General features: G+C 46.5%; 18 protein-coding genes. 7 read left to right on the top strand and 11 right to left on the bottom strand.

Features of this window, described 5'->3' with window-relative positions:
* Positions 1 to 215: 215 nt before the first annotated feature.
* From H6F74_RS11025 to H6F74_RS11060, 8 genes are all read right to left on the bottom strand, one after another.
* Positions 216 to 1,520 carry a DUF58 domain-containing protein gene (locus H6F74_RS11025; protein WP_190440624.1) on the bottom strand — a complete coding sequence of 435 codons (1,305 nt, stop codon included), beginning with the start codon at positions 1,518 to 1,520 and terminating at the stop codon, positions 216 to 218.
* 54 nt (positions 1,521 to 1,574) lie between these two features.
* Positions 1,575 to 2,522, bottom strand: coding sequence for a MoxR family ATPase (locus H6F74_RS11030; RefSeq protein WP_190440625.1), 948 nt, complete (start codon positions 2,520 to 2,522; stop codon positions 1,575 to 1,577).
* A gap of 267 nt (positions 2,523 to 2,789) precedes the next feature.
* Positions 2,790 to 3,902: a DUF4350 domain-containing protein gene (locus tag H6F74_RS11035; RefSeq protein WP_199301095.1), complete on the bottom strand. Its 1,113-nt coding sequence runs from the start codon at positions 3,900 to 3,902 to the stop codon at positions 2,790 to 2,792.
* Positions 3,899 to 4,498, bottom strand: coding sequence for a DUF4129 domain-containing protein (locus tag H6F74_RS11040; protein ID WP_190440627.1), 600 nt, complete (start codon positions 4,496 to 4,498; stop codon positions 3,899 to 3,901). The genes H6F74_RS11035 and H6F74_RS11040 overlap by 4 nt, the downstream gene beginning before the upstream one ends.
* 63 nt (positions 4,499 to 4,561) lie before the next feature.
* Entirely contained in the window at positions 4,562 to 7,066 is a 2,505-nt protein-coding gene (locus H6F74_RS11045; protein ID WP_190440629.1) for an EAL domain-containing protein, read from the bottom strand.
* 186 nt (positions 7,067 to 7,252) lie between these two features.
* Positions 7,253 to 8,059, bottom strand: a complete 807-nt coding sequence (locus H6F74_RS11050; RefSeq protein WP_199301097.1) for a FecR family protein — start codon at positions 8,057 to 8,059, stop codon at positions 7,253 to 7,255.
* Positions 8,060 to 8,216: 157 nt separating this feature from the next.
* A complete protein-coding gene (locus H6F74_RS11055) occupies positions 8,217 to 8,600 on the bottom strand; it encodes a hypothetical protein (protein WP_190440633.1) in 384 nt (127 codons plus the stop codon).
* 66 nt (positions 8,601 to 8,666) lie between these two features.
* Complete coding sequence (locus H6F74_RS11060; protein WP_199301099.1) at positions 8,667 to 11,096, bottom strand: bifunctional diguanylate cyclase/phosphodiesterase; 2,430 nt, start codon at positions 11,094 to 11,096, stop codon at positions 8,667 to 8,669.
* Positions 11,097 to 11,365: 269 nt separating this feature from the next.
* Between H6F74_RS11060 and H6F74_RS11065 the strand changes: the two genes are divergently transcribed.
* A complete protein-coding gene (locus H6F74_RS11065) occupies positions 11,366 to 12,271 on the top strand; it encodes a sugar ABC transporter permease (protein ID WP_190440818.1) in 906 nt (301 codons plus the stop codon).
* Here H6F74_RS11065 and H6F74_RS11070 read toward each other — a convergent pair.
* Together H6F74_RS11070 and H6F74_RS11075 are read right to left on the bottom strand one after the other, a co-directional pair.
* A complete protein-coding gene (locus tag H6F74_RS11070) occupies positions 12,268 to 12,912 on the bottom strand; it encodes an HAD family hydrolase (protein ID WP_190440638.1) in 645 nt (214 codons plus the stop codon). The genes H6F74_RS11065 and H6F74_RS11070 overlap by 4 nt on opposite strands.
* Positions 12,913 to 12,972: 60 nt before the next feature.
* Positions 12,973 to 13,935 (bottom strand): glycosyltransferase family 9 protein, encoded by a 963-nt coding sequence (locus tag H6F74_RS11075; protein ID WP_190440641.1) that lies wholly within the window; start codon positions 13,933 to 13,935, stop codon positions 12,973 to 12,975.
* Positions 13,936 to 14,031: 96 nt separating this feature from the next.
* Between H6F74_RS11075 and ispD the strand changes: the two genes are divergently transcribed.
* Positions 14,032 to 14,718 (top strand): 2-C-methyl-D-erythritol 4-phosphate cytidylyltransferase, encoded by a 687-nt coding sequence (ispD, locus tag H6F74_RS11080; protein ID WP_190440644.1) that lies wholly within the window; start codon positions 14,032 to 14,034, stop codon positions 14,716 to 14,718.
* On the opposite strand, the gene H6F74_RS11085 is transcribed toward ispD, so the two are convergent.
* The gene (locus H6F74_RS11085; RefSeq protein ID WP_190440647.1) at positions 14,704 to 14,907 is read right to left on the bottom strand and encodes a hypothetical protein; all 204 of its coding nucleotides are present in this window, start codon (positions 14,905 to 14,907) and stop codon (positions 14,704 to 14,706) included. The genes ispD and H6F74_RS11085 overlap by 15 nt on opposite strands.
* Positions 14,908 to 15,246: 339 nt before the next feature.
* Here H6F74_RS11085 and H6F74_RS11090 point away from each other — a divergent pair, with 339 nt between their 5' ends.
* The 5 genes from H6F74_RS11090 (at position 15,247) to H6F74_RS11110 (ending at position 21,021) form a co-directional block, all read left to right on the top strand.
* Positions 15,247 to 16,242 (top strand): glycosyltransferase, encoded by a 996-nt coding sequence (locus H6F74_RS11090; protein ID WP_190440650.1) that lies wholly within the window; start codon positions 15,247 to 15,249, stop codon positions 16,240 to 16,242.
* Positions 16,239 to 16,901 (top strand): deoxyribonuclease V, encoded by a 663-nt coding sequence (nfi, locus tag H6F74_RS11095; protein ID WP_190440654.1) that lies wholly within the window; start codon positions 16,239 to 16,241, stop codon positions 16,899 to 16,901. The genes H6F74_RS11090 and nfi overlap by 4 nt, the downstream gene beginning before the upstream one ends.
* Before the next feature lie 999 nt (positions 16,902 to 17,900).
* Positions 17,901 to 18,455, top strand: a complete 555-nt coding sequence (locus tag H6F74_RS11100) for an FHA domain-containing protein (protein ID WP_190440657.1) — start codon at positions 17,901 to 17,903, stop codon at positions 18,453 to 18,455.
* Positions 18,456 to 18,471: 16 nt separating this feature from the next.
* Complete coding sequence (locus H6F74_RS11105) at positions 18,472 to 20,463, top strand: FHA domain-containing protein (RefSeq protein WP_190440660.1); 1,992 nt, start codon at positions 18,472 to 18,474, stop codon at positions 20,461 to 20,463.
* Positions 20,464 to 20,598: 135 nt separating this feature from the next.
* Positions 20,599 to 21,021, top strand: coding sequence for a hypothetical protein (locus tag H6F74_RS11110; protein ID WP_190440663.1), 423 nt, complete (start codon positions 20,599 to 20,601; stop codon positions 21,019 to 21,021).
* The last annotated feature ends 166 nt before the right edge of the window (positions 21,022 to 21,187 follow it).

Here is a 21,187-nt window from a genome sequence, read left to right on the forward strand (position 1 = left end):
TTGGATGCAGTGTCATATCCAGAGGATGTGGCTAACTCTACTGTTAGTATCTTCTTTCTTCTGGATTTCACCCCTGCTGAGGGGTGCTACCCCCTATTCGCCAGCGGTATCCTGTAAGAAGTCGGGGATATGAAGGGCTGGCTCACAACTCAACTACAATTTTTTCTTTAGACGCAAAGGACGCGAACAGAAGAAAGAGAAGGATTGCTATAGTATTACAACTGATTGCGGGCTTTGAGTTGCAGATAGCGGTCTACGAGTTGTTCGCTGATTTGATTGGCGGGTGCATCTAACACCAAAACGCCTTTTTGCTTCAGTTGGGCAAAAGCTACTTGGCGCTGGGCGAGTAAATCTAAGGCGACAGCACGAGTATAAGTAGCTTCAACTTGTTGGGTGGGGGTGTGCGCCAGTCGGTCAACTTGAGGATCGCGCAGAGTGACGCAAAAAGGTAAGTAGCGGGGCGTGAGGCGACTTAGTGCAGCAAGCAGTTCAGCGGAAGCGGTGACATCAACTATGTCTGTAATTAGAACTACTAAGGCGCGACGAGTTTGCTGAGTTACCAATTTTGTTACAGCACCAACATAGTCGGGTTCTAATAACACTGGCTGAATGGGGGTGAGACGTTCAGTTAGTTTGGATAGCTGATGCTGTCCTCGTTCTGGGGAAATCCAGGTGATTATTTCGCGGTCAAAAACGCCGACTCCCACTTTGTCGCCCCGATTTAACCCAGCTAGTGCTAGGGAGAGAGTGCTATTTACTCCCCAATCAAAACGCTTCAAACCCTCTACTCGTGCCGTCATCAAGCGTCCCCGGTCGAGTAAAATAATCAGAGTTTGCTCGCGTTCTGGTTCCAAGACGCGCATCAGTGGACGACTGCGGCGGGCGGTTGCTTTCCAATCAATTAAACGGGTGTCGTCACCGATACCATATTCTCGCAGTTCGACGAATTCAGTACCCATACCGAAGCGTCGGGATTGGCGCATTGTCCCAGTGTTTTCTAGGGTGAGGCGAATTGAAAGCGATCGCAACCCCACTAAGTCTGGATAAACTGACACTTCCTGACTTTCCGGAATCTTCCAGTCGCGCCAAACTAAGCCCCAAGGACTCATCTGGCGGACTTGAATATCTCCCCACACAAACTCACCCCGACTATCTGGACGCACAGTATAAGTTAGTTCCTGAGTGCTGTTGGGGCCGATTGTTGTTTCTAGGGTTGGTTGAGAAACCTGAAACTCTAGCGGATAGTAGTCGCGCAAGCGGATTTTAGCCGACTGTCCCGATTGCACCGATAAAACAACCTGATTATCCCGCCCAATCGAAAGTCGCTGTAAGGGATAGCGGGTCACTTTTACAGCGTTCGACTTCACCCGTTGTCCGTCCCAGACAGCTAGAAGTAATATCAAAATATCGAATAGCAGGGTGACAAGAATGCTGGTTTTTTCGTCCCAAATGATAGCTAGTATGATAGCGATCGCAATTCCTAGCAGCAATAGAAAATAGAGGCGTTGTGAAGGAATCATAAAACCTCGCAAGATGTGTCACCTTCCCAAGCGATCGCCTGGAAAAGTTAATATTTACCTTGGTACTGATACTTGATTTAGTAGCGACGCAATTACAGAGTCAATGTGTATTCCATCCAACTGCGCCTCTGGTTTCAAAATCAGGCGGTGACGCAAAAGCGGCGACGCAACTACCTTCACATCATCAGGAGTGACATAATTTCGCCCTGCTAACCAAGCTTGCGCCTTACTTGTTTGCAACCAAGCTACAGCCGATCTAGGGGAAGCCCCCAAGGTGATATCGGGATGTTTGCGCGATCGCTGCACCAAAGACAACAAGTAATCTAATATATTATCTTCCACTTTGACAGCTTGAACACCTTGACGAGCGCTAATAATTTGCTCTACTGTTGCTATAGGTTTCAGAGGAGCCAATTCTATCGCCTTTGAGCGAAACCCGGATTGAACATTCAGCAACATTTGCTTTTCTGCTGCTGTATCTGGGTAATCTACAACAAGTTTAAATAAAAATCGGTCTAATTGCGCTTCTGGTAGAGGATAAGTTCCTTCAAATTCTAGAGAATTTTGGGTAGCAATCACCCAAAATAAATCAGACAGCCGCAAAGTTTCCCCATCTAGCGTCACCTGCTGTTCTTCCATTGCTTCTAACAGCGCTGCTTGGGTTTTTGGAGGTGTGCGGTTAATTTCATCCGCCAGCAAAACCTGGGTAAAAACCGGGCCTTTTTTTAAGGTAAAACTGCGACTATTTATGTCAAAAATATTCGTTCCTAGAATATCTGATGGCAAAATATCCGGTGTTAGCTGAATCCGCCGAAAATCTGCTTGGATCAACTTTGCCAGCACTTTTACCAGTAGGGTTTTCCCCGTTCCTGGTACTCCCTCGATAATTACGTGTCCCCCGCTTAGCAGCGCTATTAGTAGCTGCTGTACCAGGGAAGATTGACCGACAATTATTTTATCTAAAGTTTGGCCCAAGCGGGTAAATATAGTGGCTTCATTCATAATTTAGTTGATAATAATATCACCCATTTTTTTGAATATTATAGAGTGTAATGCCGCTGACGCAAGCAGAGGAGCAAATATATTTTACAGCGATAAGTTATGTCAAGCTAAAGCTTACTGGATGAGCTTTGAACCCGTTTCAACGGGTTTTAGCTTTTAGCCTAAACTTTAGTTTAAGGCAAAACTTAAGTGCCATTCTATTGTAGAGTGCTTCGTGAGCGTAACTTACTCTACCAAATCAAATTGCATTTTGTTGACTCCACGCTCCTAAGATGGAATGCGACGACGAATTTGCTCCCATTTTTCTAACCAAGCTAACAATTTTAACTCGCTCATTTTAGCTTTTCGCGAATGTGAATTTAGCAATGATTCCAGTTCGGTCGCCGGATGTCCGGTTTGCTGTACCCAAGCATCTATAAGAGATTGATTGTCGAGGGGAACCTGTCCTAATCCTAAAGCTTTTTGTAGTTGTAGCTGTTCTTCTTTGCCTACCACCTCGACAACAAACTCAGTGCTATTGGCTTTTTGCAAGACACCTGCTAAGGCTTGGATGTAAGCAACGCTATTGTCTATTACTGGTGCTGACAAGGTGAGAGGTTGTCCAAAACGACGATTACCAGCCCAGATGGCGACGAGTAGGAGGATGAATCCTGGTACTAAAGCTGGAAATAAAGGCGTTTTAGTGAAATAAATAATTATATTTTCCCCTTGTTCCCGCTTGATTACTTCTGGATCTTTGTAACCGTGAAGATATTCATCTACTAACAGCTGGGTAGGAATTGATAATTTCTTCCTTTCTCCCGATTCCGTAACAATTTGGGCTAGAAATTCATAGTTACTTTTGAAGTCTTGATAAGCGTTAGCGGCTAGATGGGGTGTACTAGCGTAAACGACCTTTCCTTTGCCGATACTTTCTTCCCAGACAATGGCACCAAAGCGATCGCTTAAAAGTCCTTCCACATCTATTTTTCTTCGCCGCGTGTCAATCTTTATGATTCCCTGCGGACTATTATGACGGGTACTAAAAGCGGCTTCTGTAACCGGATGCCGGATTCCTAAAAGCACTAAAGTATTACCTTTGTCAACCCATTCTCGCTCTTTTTTGGAAATTTCTGCTTCCAGCTGGCTGTAGACACGCAACAAAGTAATGGGAGGTTTCGCCTCGCTATCAATTAAATCCTTAAAGGGTTTTTGCCAGCGCTGGATAGGGCTTCCCCGTTCTGACATGAAAGCATACCAAGCGCCATAGCCAGCGGGGTCACGGGCATAAGTAGAACCGCTTTGCTGCTGATTATTGGCAGGCGCAGCTAGGAAAGTTATCAGGATTATTGCGCCAATAGCGATCGCTCCGAATATCCATAATCGCCGCTTTGATGTCATAATGTCTCGATTTCCCGATAAGCTTGCTGGCACTTGTCAAAGACTGAGCGCGAAGCTTCCCCATTTCCAAAACATAGCTGCTGGTGCGTCATAAACAATATTTTATAGGGGTTTTGCTGGGGTAAATTTTGGATTAATTGCAGATATTCCCCATCTGTTCGACTAGGTTGGTGAGGGACAATTCCAGTGTCACTTAATCGTTGCAACATAGCCATATATAAACACAGACAAGCTTCGCGGTAGTTGCCTTGCTGCTGGAATTTTTGCGATCGCTCTAACCAACGAGCAAGAGATAATTCATTTTCTGACCTTTTTGTAGCCAGGGCATCTGACTGTTTCGGTTGGGTTCTAGCAGCATAAAAATAAGAACGCAACATTTGCCCAATCTGCCAAATAGCCCAGATTAAGAATAAAGCCAGGAGCGTCCAAAAGGCGAATTTAGCAATTGTTTGTAAAATAGGAGAGTTCAACCAAGAGGGCAGGGGCATCTTATTTAAGCCGGGAAAATTTATCGTTTCTTGCCACTCCTGAATTCGTTGTTGCAGCTGTTGTATCTGCCAACTAAAACTATTTTTCTCAAAAGAACCTGTAGGCATAAGTTTATTGATATCTGTGTAGCAATCGATATTCTGTAAGTCGGACAATGCCTACCTTACTTATTACTGAAACTGTGACACCAACAATGCTTCAGCAGCCATAGCATCCACAGGTTTAGAAAAAAAGTATCCCTGCCCATAGTCACATTGCAGCTGCTTAAGCTGAAATAACTGATCTGTCGTTTCCACGCCTTCAGCAACGACATCCAGCCCTAAATTACGAGCCAGCATAATAATTGTTCGCACAATCTCCCATTTATCCGTCTCATCGCTTCTGGAATTAACAAAAGAACGGTCAATTTTTAAGATATCAATAGGCAGGCGATGCAGACGATCTAAGGATGAGTAACCAGTGCCAAAGTCATCAATTGCTAGTTTAATTCCCAAAGCTTTCAACTGCTCAAAATGCGCGATCGCTTTCTCGGCATTTTCCAGCAAGCAGGTTTCGGTAATTTCTAGCTTCAAACTGCTACTCTCCAAGCCAGTATCCCGAATAATTTCGTCTATCCGTTCAACCATATCAGATTGGTCAAACTGCCTGCTAGAGAGATTAATCCCAATCGTCAGGGGATTATTACTAGAAAATTGCTTTTGCCAAGCACGCACCTGACGACAAGCTTCGCCCATTACCCACCAATCTAGATGAGCAATTAGTCCAGTTTCTTCTGCTACCGGGATAAAGTCGCCTGGGTAAACTATACCCCGCCTTGGGTGCTGCCACCGCACCAGCGCCTCAAACCCGGTAATTTTGCCTGTAGAGAGAGAGACAATTGGCTGATAATATACTGCAAATTGACTAATTGTTGATGGCGTATTGATTAAAGCGCCTATTGCCAACCGCAAATCTGTTTCTAATTGCAAAAGCGCGATCGCATCTTTTTGCACACTCGCGTCAAACACTACATAACGCCCTCCACCTTGCGCTTTTGCTTGATACAACGCAATATCAGCATCGCGCAAAAGGTCGGATTTACTATTTTCCTCCTGTCCCCTGCTGCTATTTACGGCAATACCAATGCTTGTGGTGACAAATATCTCATATCCGTTGAGGTGAAACGGTGCTGCTAGTGCAGAATTGATATCCTCAGCTACGCGGGTAGCATCGCTTAAGTCGTGGATATCTTCAAGCAGGATGGTGAATTCGTCTCCACCCAGACGCGCCACGGTATCGATTGGGCGCATAATGCTACATAGCCTGTGAGCGATCGCTACTAGCAGTTGATCTCCCACCGTATGACCTAGACTCTCGTTGATTACCTTAAACCGATCCAAATCCAGCAAACAAACGGCAAATAAATCATCCTCCCACTCCTGGGAACGTTCTACAGCCAGCTGCAAACGCTCCTGAAATAAGGCACGATTTGGCAAGCTTGTCAAGGAATCGTAAAGTTGTCTTTGCTGCTGCTGCCCTTCGATACGTTGCAGCTGGGCTTTCATCTTCAGCCGCTCTTGGACGCTCAAACTAATTGCCGTTAAACCAAATAATACCAAAGGGGTTGCTATCGGTATCAAGTAACCAGTGTGCAACACCAGTAAACTCAGCATCACCCAGCCGCTACAAAGACTCGCAACTGCGATTACTTGTTGCTTAGCATTCCAGACGCTGAGAGAGCAGTTCAAGACTATCCCGCCCAACAGCAGGGAAATCAGCAGCGATCGCTCATCTACAATTTGCAGATAGTTTTGTTGCAAAATATTATTAACAACCGTTGCGTGAAGGTGAACACCACTCGCTGGGGGATGACCGTCAAACGGCGTATTTATCGGGTCAAGAGCAAGTGCTGTGGCACCCACCAAAACAATTTTGCCTTTAAAGACACTCGCAGACACTTTGCCCTGAAGTACAGAAGCAAAGGAATATTGCGGCATCTGACTCATCGACCCCGGCCAGTTCACCCACAGGGGTTGATTCATATTTGGTAGTTTCACCAACTCTTTAGTAAGCGAGTAAACCCGAAGGGCCGTAATGCCTAAAATCGGTACGCCTTGGGCTTGCGGTTTGACTTTGCGAGTTATGCCATCAGTGTCTGGACTGTTTAAAACATGACCCGAAGCGATCGCGCTTTCTCTCAGCACTGGCGTGGGAAGCACAGCAGCACCAGTAGCGTCCCACCCCTGCGCCAATACTACCCGGCCTTGCCGCAGCATCGCCGCCGCCAATTCTCCATCATCCGGACTACTTTCCGGCATCAGCACATCCATCACCACCACACTCGCTTCTGCCGAAGACAATTTATTTAGTAACTTGGTGTATTGCTTGCGAGGCCAGGGAAAGCGACCCAGTTCCCTTAAGCTGGCATCATCAATGACAATTAATGCCACCCGTTCATCCCAATTAATCGACCCTCGGAGGTGGAATAAACCACGGTAGGCAATTTGTTCCAATGGTTGCCAAATACCCAGAACAGAACCACCAGCGACAGATAAAGTAGCGATCGCACCCCCAAGCGATCGCCACCACCATTTTTTTACTGAGTCAGGATTTTCGTCACCCAACTCACTTTTGTTTAAAAAATGTGGCTGTCTAGGAGAGGTTTTCTCCCCCATATTGCGATCTTCTGATGCCATTAGTAACAACCCTAAAAATTTATTCTCGTTCCTTGGCTGCGGCCTGGGAATGCAAAATGTGAGGTGGTCGCCTCACATCTTGGGTAACTTCTTATATTGTGAGGGTGGAGACACAACCTTCAAGAATCCTTCTTTCGGACTTACGCCTGAAAACAAGTAAATAACTTACAATCTGATTTCCTTTCTTTAAGGCACTGCCAATTCATACACCTGTCGCTTTCCCAAAGGTGTTGTCACAACAGCCTCTATACGACGATCAAAAGGTATCGGCACCTTCACATCAAACTGCCCGTTCAAGTTTGTAGCTACAGGAGTGTCAGCAATACTCACCAGATTCGTCGCCTCCACCTTACCTGTAATGCGTGCCATCTGGTTAGCCTCAGTCGTCAGCAATTGAAGCTTCAAACTGGCATCCCCAACATCCCCAGTCAGAGCAACCGGAGGTGAAGGCGCTTGACCAGGTATCATCAATATCGAGTACCCAGCGCCTACTAAGACACCTTTTCCTTGAGAAATAGTGAGAACCTTACCCTCGCGGGTTGCTACCCCCGTCTTCCCATCAGGATGAACAATTACACCAAATTCAGTTCCGCGCACCGCACTGACACCAGCCGGAGTCTGAATTTCCAGTTGCGAACCCGGATTAGTAAATGGCACCAATCGCAAGCGGACTTGTCCGCCTGTTACTTGCAGCCGCGTCACTCGCCCTCCGTCCCCTGTACTGTGTAACTCTTGGACACGCACAGTTGTTTTTTCGGAAACATTTATAACACCCATTTCCGTGTCTACAGCGATAACCGCACTGGATTTGGCACCAGTTTCAATAGCATCGCCGACATTCTGAAGTCGCGTACCAACCCTAGCGGCAAAAGATTTACTTCCTTGATAATAAATTACATTACCGATCATTTGTCGGACTTCCAACCAGCGATTAACTCGTATTTCTTGGATGGCAAAACTTGGTTTTTGGACACCTAAAAAATTAGAAGTCAAGCATATTAATGCAAAATAAATAAAACTATTTATTTTCGGCTGCTTGGAATGCGGTTGAAAAATAGAATTTAAAAAAGACAAATTCATAAAATTTTAGCTGTAGGTCTACCCTAATCAGAATGTCTTTTATAAAGTGAAGACGCAATCCCTCCCCCCCCTATAGGTTACAAGGTACTGGTAGATAAGCAACTCGTGCGTCTAGGTTGTACTGTCGCAGTGTAAGACTCAAAATTTCTGCTGGCGCTCTGTCAGAAAAAGAGCCAGCTTGGATATACAATCCCAGCGGCGAATCGGTTAAAAATGCAGAGGGAGCATACTGCTGCACCTTTTCGAGAACTTGGGGATTGGAGGAGGGAATCGCAACGACATAGGGATTTTCACACGGTTGTCCCAGAACAGTCACGCCGTCTTCCGTCTGAGGTTGGAGAATAGGTTCAAGATTAAGATTTTGAGAACGGGAAGGTTTATTTACCAGCCAGCTCACAGATAGAAAAATCAAAGCTTGCAGTAACCCAAGCAGGGTTTGTTTCAACGGCTGCATCGTGGCGCTGACATCGCGGTGCGACTCTTTGGTAATAAACGACTCACAGCAGTTTTACACAGATTCTTAGAAATTAGCAATTAGCTGACAGCTGTTTATTAAAGCTCCAACTGATTCTGCGTCCATCGGCTCAAAGAAATAGTTTCCCTGACCATATTCGCACTTCATCTGCTGGAGTTCAGCCAGCTCTTGGGCTGTTTCTATGCCTTGGGCGATCGCGCTCATCCCCAGATTGTGAGCCAGCATTACAATTGCCTGTACAATTGGCAGCCTATATTCAGTATTCCAATTGCTTTTTTCTCTAAAGGGATTTTCGCGGGTACGCTTGTCTGTTGCCAATAACGAACGGTCAAACTTGAGAGCATCGACGGTAAATTGATGCAACTGACTCAAACAAGAATAACCTTTGCCGAAGTCATCAATGCAGACTATAATGTTACGTTTTTTTAACTGCGCTAAAATTTGTGGTGCAGATTCGCCATTTTCCAGCAAGCAACTTTCAGGAATTTCTAGATGCAAACTACTTCCATCGAGATTCATGTCCTGAAGCGCTTGGTCAATTTGCGATAGCAAGTCTGGTTGCAAAAACTGCTTTTTAAACAGATTCACATGAAGAGTTAATTTTTGCTCATGGCATTGCTGCTGCCATGAAATTAGTTGACGACAGGCTTGGCGGAGCATCCACCAGCCAATCGGGATCATTAATTCTGTTTCTTGGGCAATTGGCATAAACTCGGCAGTGGGTACGAAGCCTTTGAGGGGATGCCAAAGCATTAAAAGCGCCTCGAAGCCTGTAATCTTGCCACTAGAAAGCGATACGATTGGCTGATACTGGATTTGAAATTCTTGATTTTCAATTGCCCGCCGTAGATCGGTTTCTAGCTGCAACATGGGAAGAGTGCTTTGATGCACGGTTTTGTCAAACACCTCATAGCGTCCTTTCCCCAATGCTTTAGCTCGATATAAAGCTTTATCGGCATCGCGCAAAAGGTCATCTTCAGTGCTGGAGATGGGGGATTGGGGATTGGGGATTGGGGATTGGGAATTGGGAATTGGGGATTGGGGATTGGGGATTGGGGATTGGGGATTTGAAGGACTCTTACCTAGTCCCTTGTCCCTAGTACCTAGTTCCTTGTCCCCAGTCCCCAGCCCCCAGTCCCTTGTCCCTTGTCCCCAGTCCCTTACCTCCGCTTCGTCTCTCCGGTTGAGGGCAATACCAATGCTGGCAGCGGTGAAAACTGTGTGTCCGTCTAGATGGAAAGGAGATGTGAGTTCTGCGTTAATTCTCTGGGCGACACTGGTGGCGTGACTAACATCTTCAATGCCTTCTAAGAGGATGGTAAATTCGTCTCCTCCCAGACGAGCTACGGTATCTTGGGTGCGGATGCAGGTTTCTAGACGGCGAGCCAGCGCTACCAATAATTTATCGCCAACCAAGTGTCCCAAACTGTCGTTCACCAGTTTGAAGCGATCTAAATCCAAAAACAACACAGCAAAACAATAGTCTTTAAACTGTTTAGCTTGCTCCACCGCCTGACTCAAGCGTTCCCTGAACAAAGCTCGGTTAGGCAACCCTGTCAAAGCATCGTAAAATGCCCGTTCTCGCAGCTGCTCTTTAACTCGCTTGCGCTCGGTAACGTCTTCCACCGTGCCTTCATAGTAAAGTAACCTGCCTTCGCGATCGCGCACAGCACGGGCATTTTCCGAAATCCAAATTACACTACCGTCTTTTCGATATACAGCCGACTCGAACCCGGAAACAGCATCGTTTTCTTGCAGCAGGCGAACAAAATATGCCCGACGATTCGGATCGAGGTATAGTTGATGCTCAATATCCGTTAGCCGCGCCATCAGTTGAGCTGGTGACTCATATCCATAAATCCGTGCCAGTGCGGGATTAGCGCTGATGTAACACCCTTGTGAGGTGGTTTGGAAAATCCCCTCTATTGCATTTTCAAAAATACTGCGATATTTCGCTTCTGCTTGCCGCAAGGCCTCCTCGGCTTGCTTACGCTCGGTGATGTCGATAATAAAGCCTTCTAAATCTAGCAGTTCTCCCGATCCTGAAACCCCGCAACCCTGCTCCCAAACCCATTTTTCTAACCCGGAGGCTGTGGTGATGCGGTATATCAGCTGATATTGGCTATTATCTTCCAAAGCAGCTTGTACATCGTTCCATACTGAGGAGCGATCGTCGGGATGGATGAGCTGCTCCCAGGAGATTCGCTGATTTCCAATTAGTTCTATGGGATGATATTCGGTAAGCTGATAGCAGCCCTCGCTGACATCCTCTATTGTCCATTTCTGGTCGTTGCGGCGGCGGTACGCTATGCCTGGCAGGTTTCTCATCAGGGTAGAAAAGGCGCGTGCTACGAGCAATACCGCTTCGCGGCTCTCTTTACAGGCATCTTCTCCCTGCAAAGCATTCGTGATATCAAACGGTGTTTCCAGTACCTGTATCTGCTGCTGAAGATCAACTGGTTTTAACCGCTCCACTTCCAACATCTCCCATAAGAATAAAAAATGTAAAGGTGCTAGAATGCTCGTTGGCTAAAATCAGGCTGTAATTTACTATACCTAATTAAACCAACGTTAATGTATATTAAACTACCTTTACCAGCTTTACTAGGCAGACAACAGTAAAATAGACTACACCCTGCTAAACATTAGTTATTGGCTCATCGCTAATGATTAATCGTTCATGGCAATAAACTAATAGCTATTAGCTATTAGCCCATGACTAATGACCAATGACTACTTTTAATATGCTTCATTGGATACCGAAAAATTGGATCGTTAATAAACAACAACTAATTCCATATTTGTTTTTGTTTCCTGCCTTATTAGTCTTGGGCTTGACCGTTTTTTGGCCTGCATTACAGGCATTTTACCTGTCCTTCACCGAGTACACCGATCTAAGTCAACCGCCGCAGTGGGTAGGCTTTAAGAATTTCCGGTTGTTGTGGAAAGACGCGGTATTTTGGCAGACTCTCAGAAATACACTGTTGTATCTTGCTGGTGTAGTGCCAGTTTTAGTTATAGCACCTCTGATGCTGGCGATTTTAGTAAACCAAAAGCTGCGTGGGATCAGCTGGTTTAGGGCTTTTTATTATACGCCCGTAGTAATTTCAATGGTGGTTGCTGGACTTGCCTGGAAGTGGCTTTATGCGGAAAATGGTTTGCTAAATCAGATGATTAACCAGACACGATTCATCCCGTTTATACAATCCGGAATTCCTTGGCTAACCAGTCCTAAGTGGGCAATTTTTAGCGTGATGGCGGTGACGGTGTGGAAGGGATTAGGTTATTACATGGTGATTTATCTAGCTGGGTTGCAATCTATCCCAGGGGATGTTTATGAAGCGGCGGCGATTGATGGTTCTGATGGTATCAGTAAGCACTGGGACATTACGATTCCGTTGATGAAACCGTATTTGGTGCTGGTAGCTGTGATTTCTGCTATCTCGGCTACTAAGGTTTTTGAAGAAGTTTATATTATGACTCAGGGAGGCCCGTTAAACAGTTCCAAAACGATTGTTTATTACCTCTACGAGCAGGCTTTTCAAGAACTAGAAATGAGCTATGCCTGCACGATTGGATTGGTGCTGTTTTTGGTAATCTTAGGCTTGTCGATTTTGAATTTGAAGCTGACAAATAGAATACCAAATTAAAAACTTTCGTTGGTTCCAGCCTCAGATTTTTCTTTTCTTCTCGTTCCCAGACTGAGCCTGGAAGGATTTTTCAGTATGATGTCAACGGCAGCTGCTAAATCTGGGGCGATGTAATCGGGTTTGGTGTGGTGCTGGTAATCACCAGTGAGGACGCGATCGCCAAAGCCTGTTTGCACTAAAATCCCCGTACAACCAGCATTGTGCGCCATGTCAATATCTGTGGCTTTGTCCCCCACCATAAAGCTACTTGTGATGTCAAGGTCGTGTTCCCAAGCAGCTGCCACCAACATTCCAGTATTTGGCTTGCGCCAGGTACTCCAACGGGTAAATTCTGGATTCGTTCCTCCTTCTTCTGGAGACAGATAAGGGCAGTAATACAAAGCATCTAAATGCGCCCCAGCTTCAGCCTGGAGTAGCTGGGCTAGGCGCAGATGCAGGGCATCAACATGACTAGCCGGATAGTACCCTCTGGCTGGGCCAGATTGGTTGGAGACGAGACAGCAAAACATCTGTCGATCGTTGAGTTGTCGCACCGCCTGAGCCACACCAGGTATCAGATGCAAATCCTCTACTCGGTGAATATACCCAGCTTCGACATTGAGAACGCCATCCCGATCCAAAAATACTGCCGATCTAGCCATTTGTTTCCACACTGAACTATAGGAAGAATTAAAAATTTTGCATTTTTAATTTTTAATTCTTTATGTGTTCCAAATTTTATCCAGAACGTCTGCCGGAGCAATGTCAGCAATCCAACGAGTGGGGGATTGCATACCGCGAACGCGATCGCTATCTGGGGGCAGCAATTTCTTCGCTTCCGTAGGGCCAAACAATGCAATCGTGTAAGTCCCAACAGCTACGGCTAGGTGCATCGGCGCACTATCCGTACACAACATTAAATTAGCAGCAGCGATCGTAGCCGCTAACTTCCCGATATCCGGTGGCGAACTCACCTTCAAACCCGGACAGGTTTGCATCAGTTCACTGACCAATTGCTCATCCTCTGGGCCTTTGAGGATGACAATCGGCAAATCAGGTTGTCGCTGTTGAATATCTTGAATAATCTGCTGCCATTTTTTGGCTGGGTAGATTTTATCAATTCCCTTGGACTGAGCCAAGGCGCTAGAACCACCATGAATCAAGATGTAACCAGTTTCATCAATCCCTAGCTGTCGCTGTTGTATTTCTGCCCACTCAATATCTTTTTTAGGCACATTAATCGCTAGTGGCGGACACGGGGAACTTATGCCTACACCTTGCAGCAAGTCGTGGTACATATGGGCGGCATACTGGGATTGCTTCAAGGGTACAGGGTTTGTAAGGAACAAATTGCCTGGGCCGCTGTAGCTAACCCTGGTGGTAATGCCAGTCAGCCATAGCAACAAGCCTACACTCCACCTACTCCCCAAAGAGAGGACGATATCATACTCGCGATCGCGGATGACACCGAGTAAATTTCCCCAGTCTGCGGGGCCGTTGCTACCCTTAAAATCATAGGCTATGACTTCATCAACAGACTTGCAAACACGGTATGCACCCTTTGCTCTGGGTTCCACAACCACATCTATCTGGGCTTCGGGGTAATTCCGTTTTAGATCGTCCAGTGTAGGGAAAAATAGAATTTGGTCGCCAATTCCGCCGGGAACAAGGGCTAGTATTCTCATCTCAAGTTACTGAGGGTACTTCTGAGCCTAATTTTAAGGGAATATATACCCATAACACCCTACACCGAAAGAACTAATGGCTAAAACAGGAGAATTATGCACTTATTAATTCCAGCCGCGGGCATGGGGCGGCGGATGGGAAGCGATCGCAACAAACTGCTGCTAATGTTACTGGGTAAACCTTTGATTACCTGGACTCTCCTAGCGGCGGAAGCCTCACGGCACATTAGCTGGATCGGTTTGATTGCTCACCCTGATGACTTTCCCGACTTTAAGGAGATTTTAGCTGAGCTTTCTCTGACCAAGCCTGTGCAGCTGATTGTCGGTGGTACTACGCGGCAAGAATCTGTCTACAACGGCTTGCAAGCACTACCAGCCGCTCAGTTAGTATTAATTCATGATGGCGCTCGGTGTCTAGCAACTCCCCAACTGCTAGATCGCTGTGCTGAGGCACTTGTGGAGGTTCCCGGCTTAATTGCTGCTGTGCCTGTGAAAGATACGATTAAGGTAGTGGATGCAACTGGATTAATTGAGAGTACGCCCAACAGAGAACAGTTGTGGGCGGCGCAAACGCCTCAAGGTTTTAAGGTTGATTTGTTACAACAGTGCCATGCCGAAGCGCGATCGCAACACTGGGAAGTTACAGACGATGCTGCTTTATTTGAAAAATGCGGTTTAAAAGTACAGATTGTACAGGGGGAAGAGACGAATTTGAAGGTGACGACCCCGATGGATTTGAGTTTAGCTGAATTTATTTTGCGTCAACGCTTAGGGACGATTTGATTTTTCAATGCGATCGCTTTGATTAAATTCCTGCGGGATCGAGTTGAATTTGTCCTCCTGGGGTTCAAACTTGCTTTGAACCTCCTCCAGCTTTTGAGTTATTTTATTAATTCTTTGCTTAACTTTCTGAAAGTCAATATCGCTCCAAACATTTTTTTCTTTGAATTTTTTCATTTTTCTGCTAGGCACCGCTAACCTCCTATCAGTAATTTCAATTTTCTTTTAAAACTTGTAAACTAACGTAACACTGGCTGATCCCAGGAACGCTCCATCTTCCGACAGAAACATAGGTTGGTGTGAGCGGGTATACCAAGATGCCCTAGTTATAAGAACTTTGCTATTTTAGAACAGCAAGCATCATCAGTCAGAAGGCATAGAAAGGAGGTGAGATACGGCGGCAAACGGCTTGAAGATAAACTACTGCACCAAAAAGTAAAATAGGCATTACCGACTCAACTAAAATCAGTATTTCTTTTAGTTAGTAAATTTCGCCGCCTAAATTTATAAGAAACGGTATTAAAAAACGGCATGAACTCCCGCCCCATGACACAGCCTTTTGGGCCCAAAGTTTCAGTAATAGTCCCAATCTACAATGGTGAAAGGGACTTGTCAGGTTTAATCAGCTGCCTCTTGTCGCAAAGTTATCCAGCCGAGAATGTAGAGTATTTGCTGGTAGACAATAATAGTAGCGATCGCACCCTCAGCCTTCTCCAGTCAGCCGCCGAGTCAGCCGCATCCTCTGGCTGGACAATTCGCCCAATTACCGAAAACAAAATCCAAAGCTCTTATGCGGCGCGAAATGCTGGAATTCGGGCAGCAACAACTGAGATTTTTGCCTTCACCGATGCCGATTGTCGTCCGGAACCAGATTGGTTAGCCGCCTTAATCCAACCTTTCGAGAATCCCAATATTGGTATTGTCGTAGGCGAAATTATGGCTTTGCCGGGTAAAACTCTGCTGGAACAACACGCCCAGCAAGAAGATGTTTTATCCCAGAAACATACTTTAGCTAATACCTTCTGCCCATACGGTCAAACTGCTAACCTAGCAATTCGCAAAAAAGCTTTCCAACAGGTGGGTTTATTTCGCCCTCACCTGACAACTGGCGGCGATGCTGACATCTGTTGGCGCATCCAGAGGGAAAGCGACTGGCAGCTACATTTTGCCCCTACAGCTATTGTCCGGCATCGCCACCGCTCCACAGTGCCGGAACTCCAAAGTCAATGGCGGCGCTATGGTCGCTCAAATCGCTACTTGCACGAATTGCATGGTGTCAAATTGATGCACGAACCAACTCCCAAGCAATATGCAGTGCGGCTGGGACGCTGGTTGGTGAAGGAATTGCCGATGAAAGGGGCGATGTGCGTGACTGGCAAAGCGACGCTTGTAGATTTGTTGAGTACCCCGATTGGCTTGATCAATGTCCGCGCTAGAGCAGTTGGGCAAAATCAAGCGAAACTCTCAGAAGAAGCACGAGTAATTGAGTGGCTGGAAAAAAATCAGGATGTCGAAGTTGATCAATGAAAATCCACCAACGTCACGCATGGCCTCTTACAGTTGAAGAAGCGCTCCCTATCCAACAAGAGCTTAGAAAAGAAGTAATCACCTCAGATCAGTTGGCATCGGTGCAGTATGTGGCTGGTGTCGATATGGGCTTTGAGGATTCTTATAGCATCTCACGCGCAGCTGTTGCCGTTCTTAGTTTTCCAGACTTGGAGCTAAAAGAGCAAGCGATCGCAAAGCGTCCCACTACGTTTCCCTATGTTCCCGGATTCCTCTCGTTTCGAGAAATCCCCGCTGTACTGGACGCGCTAGAGAAACTCGCGATCGCCCCTGACTTGATATTATGTGATGGTCAAGGCATCGCCCATCCCCGTCGCTTTGGGATTGCCTGCCATTTGGGAGTGCTGATAGACGTTCCCACCATTGGCGTAGCGAAATCCTTGCTAGTTGGGAAGCATGAGGAATTGCCTTTAGAGCGAGGCAACTGGCAACCTTTAATCCATCGTCGTGAAACAATCGGTGCAGTCTTGCGGACTCGCAAAGGCGTTAAACCAGTTTATGTCTCTAGCGGACATCGAGTAAGCTTGACAACTGCAATAGATTATGTAATGCGTTGTACGCCGAAATATCGTTTGCCAGAGACAACCCGCTGGGCTGATAAATTGGCATCGAATAGGTAGGGATTGGGGATTGGGGATTGGGGATTGGGGATTGGGGATTGGGGATTGGGGAGCCTTCTGCTGAAGTTCGGTAGGGTGCAATGGGACTGATTTAAGAGCCGGGAAATAAATTTCCGGCTGAAAGCTAAAACCTGTTAAAAGTTGAAATTAATCGCATTTGAGTCCGTTTCAACGGACTTGAGCTTTCAGCCCGAACTTTAGTTCAGGGCTTGAGCTTCGGTAGGGTATGTTAGCAGTCTAGCCAAGAGGTTTGCAATTTAAGGAATCCCCGATTAGGTAGGGATTGGGGATTGGGGAGCCTTCTGCTGAAGTTCGGTAGGGTGCAATGGGAGTGATTTAAGAGCCGGGAAATAAATTTCCGGCTTAAAGCTAAAACCTGTTAAAACAGGTTGAAATTAATAGCATTTGAGTCCGTTGAAACGGACTTGAGCTTTCAGCCCGAACTTTAGTTCAGGGCTTGAGCTTCGGTAGGATATGTTAGCAGTCTAGCCAAAGGATTTGCAATTTAAGGAATCCACGAATAGGTAGGGATTGGGGGATTGGGGACTGGGGACTGGGAACCTTCCGCTGAAGTTCGGTAGGGTGCAATGGGACTGATTTAAGAGCCGGGAAATAAATTTCCGGCTGAAAGCTAAAACCTGTTTAACAGGTTGAAATTAATAGCATTTGAGTCCGTTTCAACGGACTTGAGCTTTCAGCCCGAACTTTAGTTCAGGGCTTGAGCTTAGCTAGGGTATGTTAGCAGTCTAGCCAAGGGATTTGCAATTTAAGGAATCCACGATCCTAAATTAACCGGATTTAATCTAAGGTCTTCCCAGTCCCCAATCCCCAGCCCCCAATCCCCAATCCCCAATCCCCAATCCCCAATCCCCAATCCCCAATCCCTCCTTCTTTACACTTCATACACAATTTCGGATTTCTCTTCTAGCTCATGTTAGAAATCAGAACAGGCTAACTTGAAGAACTTTATAGAAGTAGACAATATATAAGGCTAGAGCGATGAACGAACTAACTTTAGAGTGGTACGAAGGAACGCAGGTAAAAAGCCTGACAATTAACGACCACCAAATTGGTAAAAACCCTGGAACAATACGCATCGGTCGCGACCCAGCTCGATGCGATATCGTACTGACAGATCCCACAGTATCGGGGTTGCACGTCGAAATTTTTTTTCTAGCCCAGCAGCAAAGCTTCTACTTGCGTTCCCTGCGAGAAAGTAATCCCCCTCTAGTGGATGGATGCAGCATTGCCCAAGGCGAAGTGGCTCTGAGTCAGGGTAGCATTTTTTACTTAGGGCAGATGGAACTAAAAGTAACTGCTGTTTGCCTGGGCGCGATCGCAGTTCCCGCCACTATAATAATGCCGCCGTCCTCCCCAGCAGCAAAAGCAGTAGCTCCGGGAACCACCCGCCCTAACCCATCTGTAACCTACGGACTGCAATGTTTTGCTTGTAATAAAGTTTCTCCGTATAAGCAGCTAAATTTGGGATGTCCCTGGTGTGGCACTTCCTTAGCAGCAGCACTCAGTGTATTAGTAACTCCCAACGGCAACTAATATTAGGTCATAAAGAATGAATCCCGCATCCTTGCGCCTTCGGCTTAGCTGGGACGACCCAGCAACGGGAGAACGACGCGAACCAATACTCTCCGTCCCAATTGCGCTAGGACGAGAATTTAATCAGATGCCAGCCGAAATAAACGGGCTTCGCGTCTCCCGGATGGTTCTTAATAGTCTTGAGGTTTCCCGCTTCCACGTCCTAATTGAACAGGATGCAGGCGGCGTAGTAGTAATTGACCAAAACAGCAGCAACGGCACCTTTGTCAATGGGCAACGTCAGACGCGGAGCATTTTGGCCAACGGCGACACGCTGCAAATGGGCCCCTACCAAATTATTGTCACCTTCGCTGCCAGTACACCAGCGCCGTCCCCTTCTGGCAATTCCCAGATTTTATTTAACCCAGACACCGATTTACCCGACCCCAACATTAGTCAGCCTGCACCTCAACCAGTGGTGGCGGTTAGTAGTAGCTTTCCCCCGCCTGTGTTTGGGGCAGACCAAGTTGTAGTACAAGACCTCCATGCTACCGGATTGTCGGTGGATGAAGTAGATTATGCGGCAGTTGGGGCGGGGTTGGGCAGCTTTGTCTGGGTAGATTTATTGAGAATTTCCGGGGTAAAAAGCGATCGCATTGCGGCTTTGGGGATGGAGGCGCAGCCCTACGCCCGTTACAAGCGGCTTTGCATGAATTCGCAAATTCCTCTGCACGAACGGTTGCGCTCAAACTCAGATTCTTGTCCGGATAATATTTGGGGTTGGCCCAGCTATGCTTTACGGGAAGCTTGGCGCGACTTGTTTAAGGGCAGTATTGCTACAGCATTAGGATATTTATGGCAAGTGTTTGCTGAGCCAACCTTTGCCCAAACTTACACCCCCCGCGCTGGTAATGTATTTGACTCAATAGATAGAGAAGCCAAACGGATTGGTTGGGAGCAAATATTTCGCTACGGAAGCGTGCGGTCGATTCGGAAAACAGAGGATGGAAGGTATGCGATCGCTTATTCTCGCACCAGCGCCAACCGCCGCGACCATGCTTTTTTAATCGCCCGCAACGTACAACTAGCAACTGGTTATCCAGCAATTCAGTTTCTCCCAGATTTGCAAGAATACCGGGAAAAAACAGGCGATTTTAAATCAGTGGTGAATGCCTACGAAGAACATAACCACGTCTACGAACATTTAGAAAAATATGGCGGGACGGTGATGATCCGGGGACGGGGAATTGTCGCCTCGCGGATTGTACAGCGAATTTATGAAGCTAGAAAGAAAAATCAGAATATTGGGCTGTTGCACTTGATGCGATCGCCCAAACCCCAAGGCAACAAATTCGGCACCTCTCAGCGTACCGTCGAAAATCACTACGAATTTCAACCCTTTAACTGGCCCAAAGCCTGCTGGGGTGGCGAATTGCGGGTAATGCTGGAAAAAGCCGACCCCCAAGCGCGATCGCGCCTCCTGGCAGACTGGGGAGGCACCACCACCGCAGACCGTGGAGATTGGAAGCGCATCGTAGAAGAAGGCATCCGCCAAGGCTGGTATCAAATCGCCTTTGGCGCAGTTGAAAAAGTCGAACGCGACCCGCAATCATCAGCAACAGGACGCACCATCACCTACATTCAAGAAAAAGGCTTAAAAGGGCAAATTCGCCTGGAAGCTGACTTTATCATTGATGCCACCGGACTCGATGCCAAAGTCAAAGCAAGTCCTTTGCTTAACGACCTCGTTAGCCATTACAACCTCCCCTTGCACGAAAATGGGCGCATAGCCGTCGCTAACGACTTTGAAATCGTTGATATGCGCTCCTCACGCGGGCGAATGTATGCGGCTGGTGCCATGACACTAGGTGGCCCCTACGCCGCTGTTGATAGCTTCCTCGGCTTGCAGTATGCCGCACTTTCTACAGTTGATAGCCTCGCAACCGCGCGATCGCCTGGAATGCACCGATTAAACCTTTTTAATTCCTTTGGGCAATGGCTAAAATGGGCAGCAAATCAATCCCCCTAGCATTAATTCCTGTGTCGATGGTTAGGCGATTATCCGGAAATACACGTTCAGTAATTCTGCTAAAAAGCAACAATTTGCAAGTTTCCATCATCCGTCGGAGCAATCCAAAATTAAAAATCCAAAATCTAAAATCCTATGACTCCAACGCTGTTTGGTCGCTGGCAAACTCGGTTATTACTACTTGCAACAGTAGGCGTTTTAGTAACTTTACCCTTTTATTTGGGCATCATCGGCCCAGCCAATCCAGTTTATTTCTGGGTATTGCTAGATGTTGCTATCTTTGGACTGGCTTGGGATGTTCTTTATGACTATCTCCAGAAATTTCGTTGGGATAGAGATTGGCCCGGAGTCTTACAATTACTTGCTGGTATCTGGGAAGCAATATTTATAGTGCTATTAGTAAAAATATTTGGCTTACCAGGTGTAAGACGAGATTTACCTTTGCAATGGTTCGCACTCCACTACAGCGTTGTTTGGCTTGCTGTTTATATGGCATCGCAAACAATTATGCGAATTATATTTCCCCGCTGGCGTTTTCGGGGCGGACAATGGCTGTAGATTATCCCGTTGCTAGTTGTCTATTTCAGATTTAGGAAAGTCTTGGATCAAAAGATAGGCAGCTAAAACAATTAAGCCTTGAAAAGTCTTTGCTGTCCCCTCATTTTTCTGAATTCTGAATTCTTGCTGTTTATGTTTGCGATCGCGCTCAGACTTAACCGAAAAT

Source organism: Trichocoleus sp. FACHB-90, assembly GCF_014695505.1.
Taxonomy (GTDB): Bacteria; Cyanobacteriota; Cyanobacteriia; order Cyanobacteriales; family FACHB-T130; genus Funiculus; species Funiculus sociatus.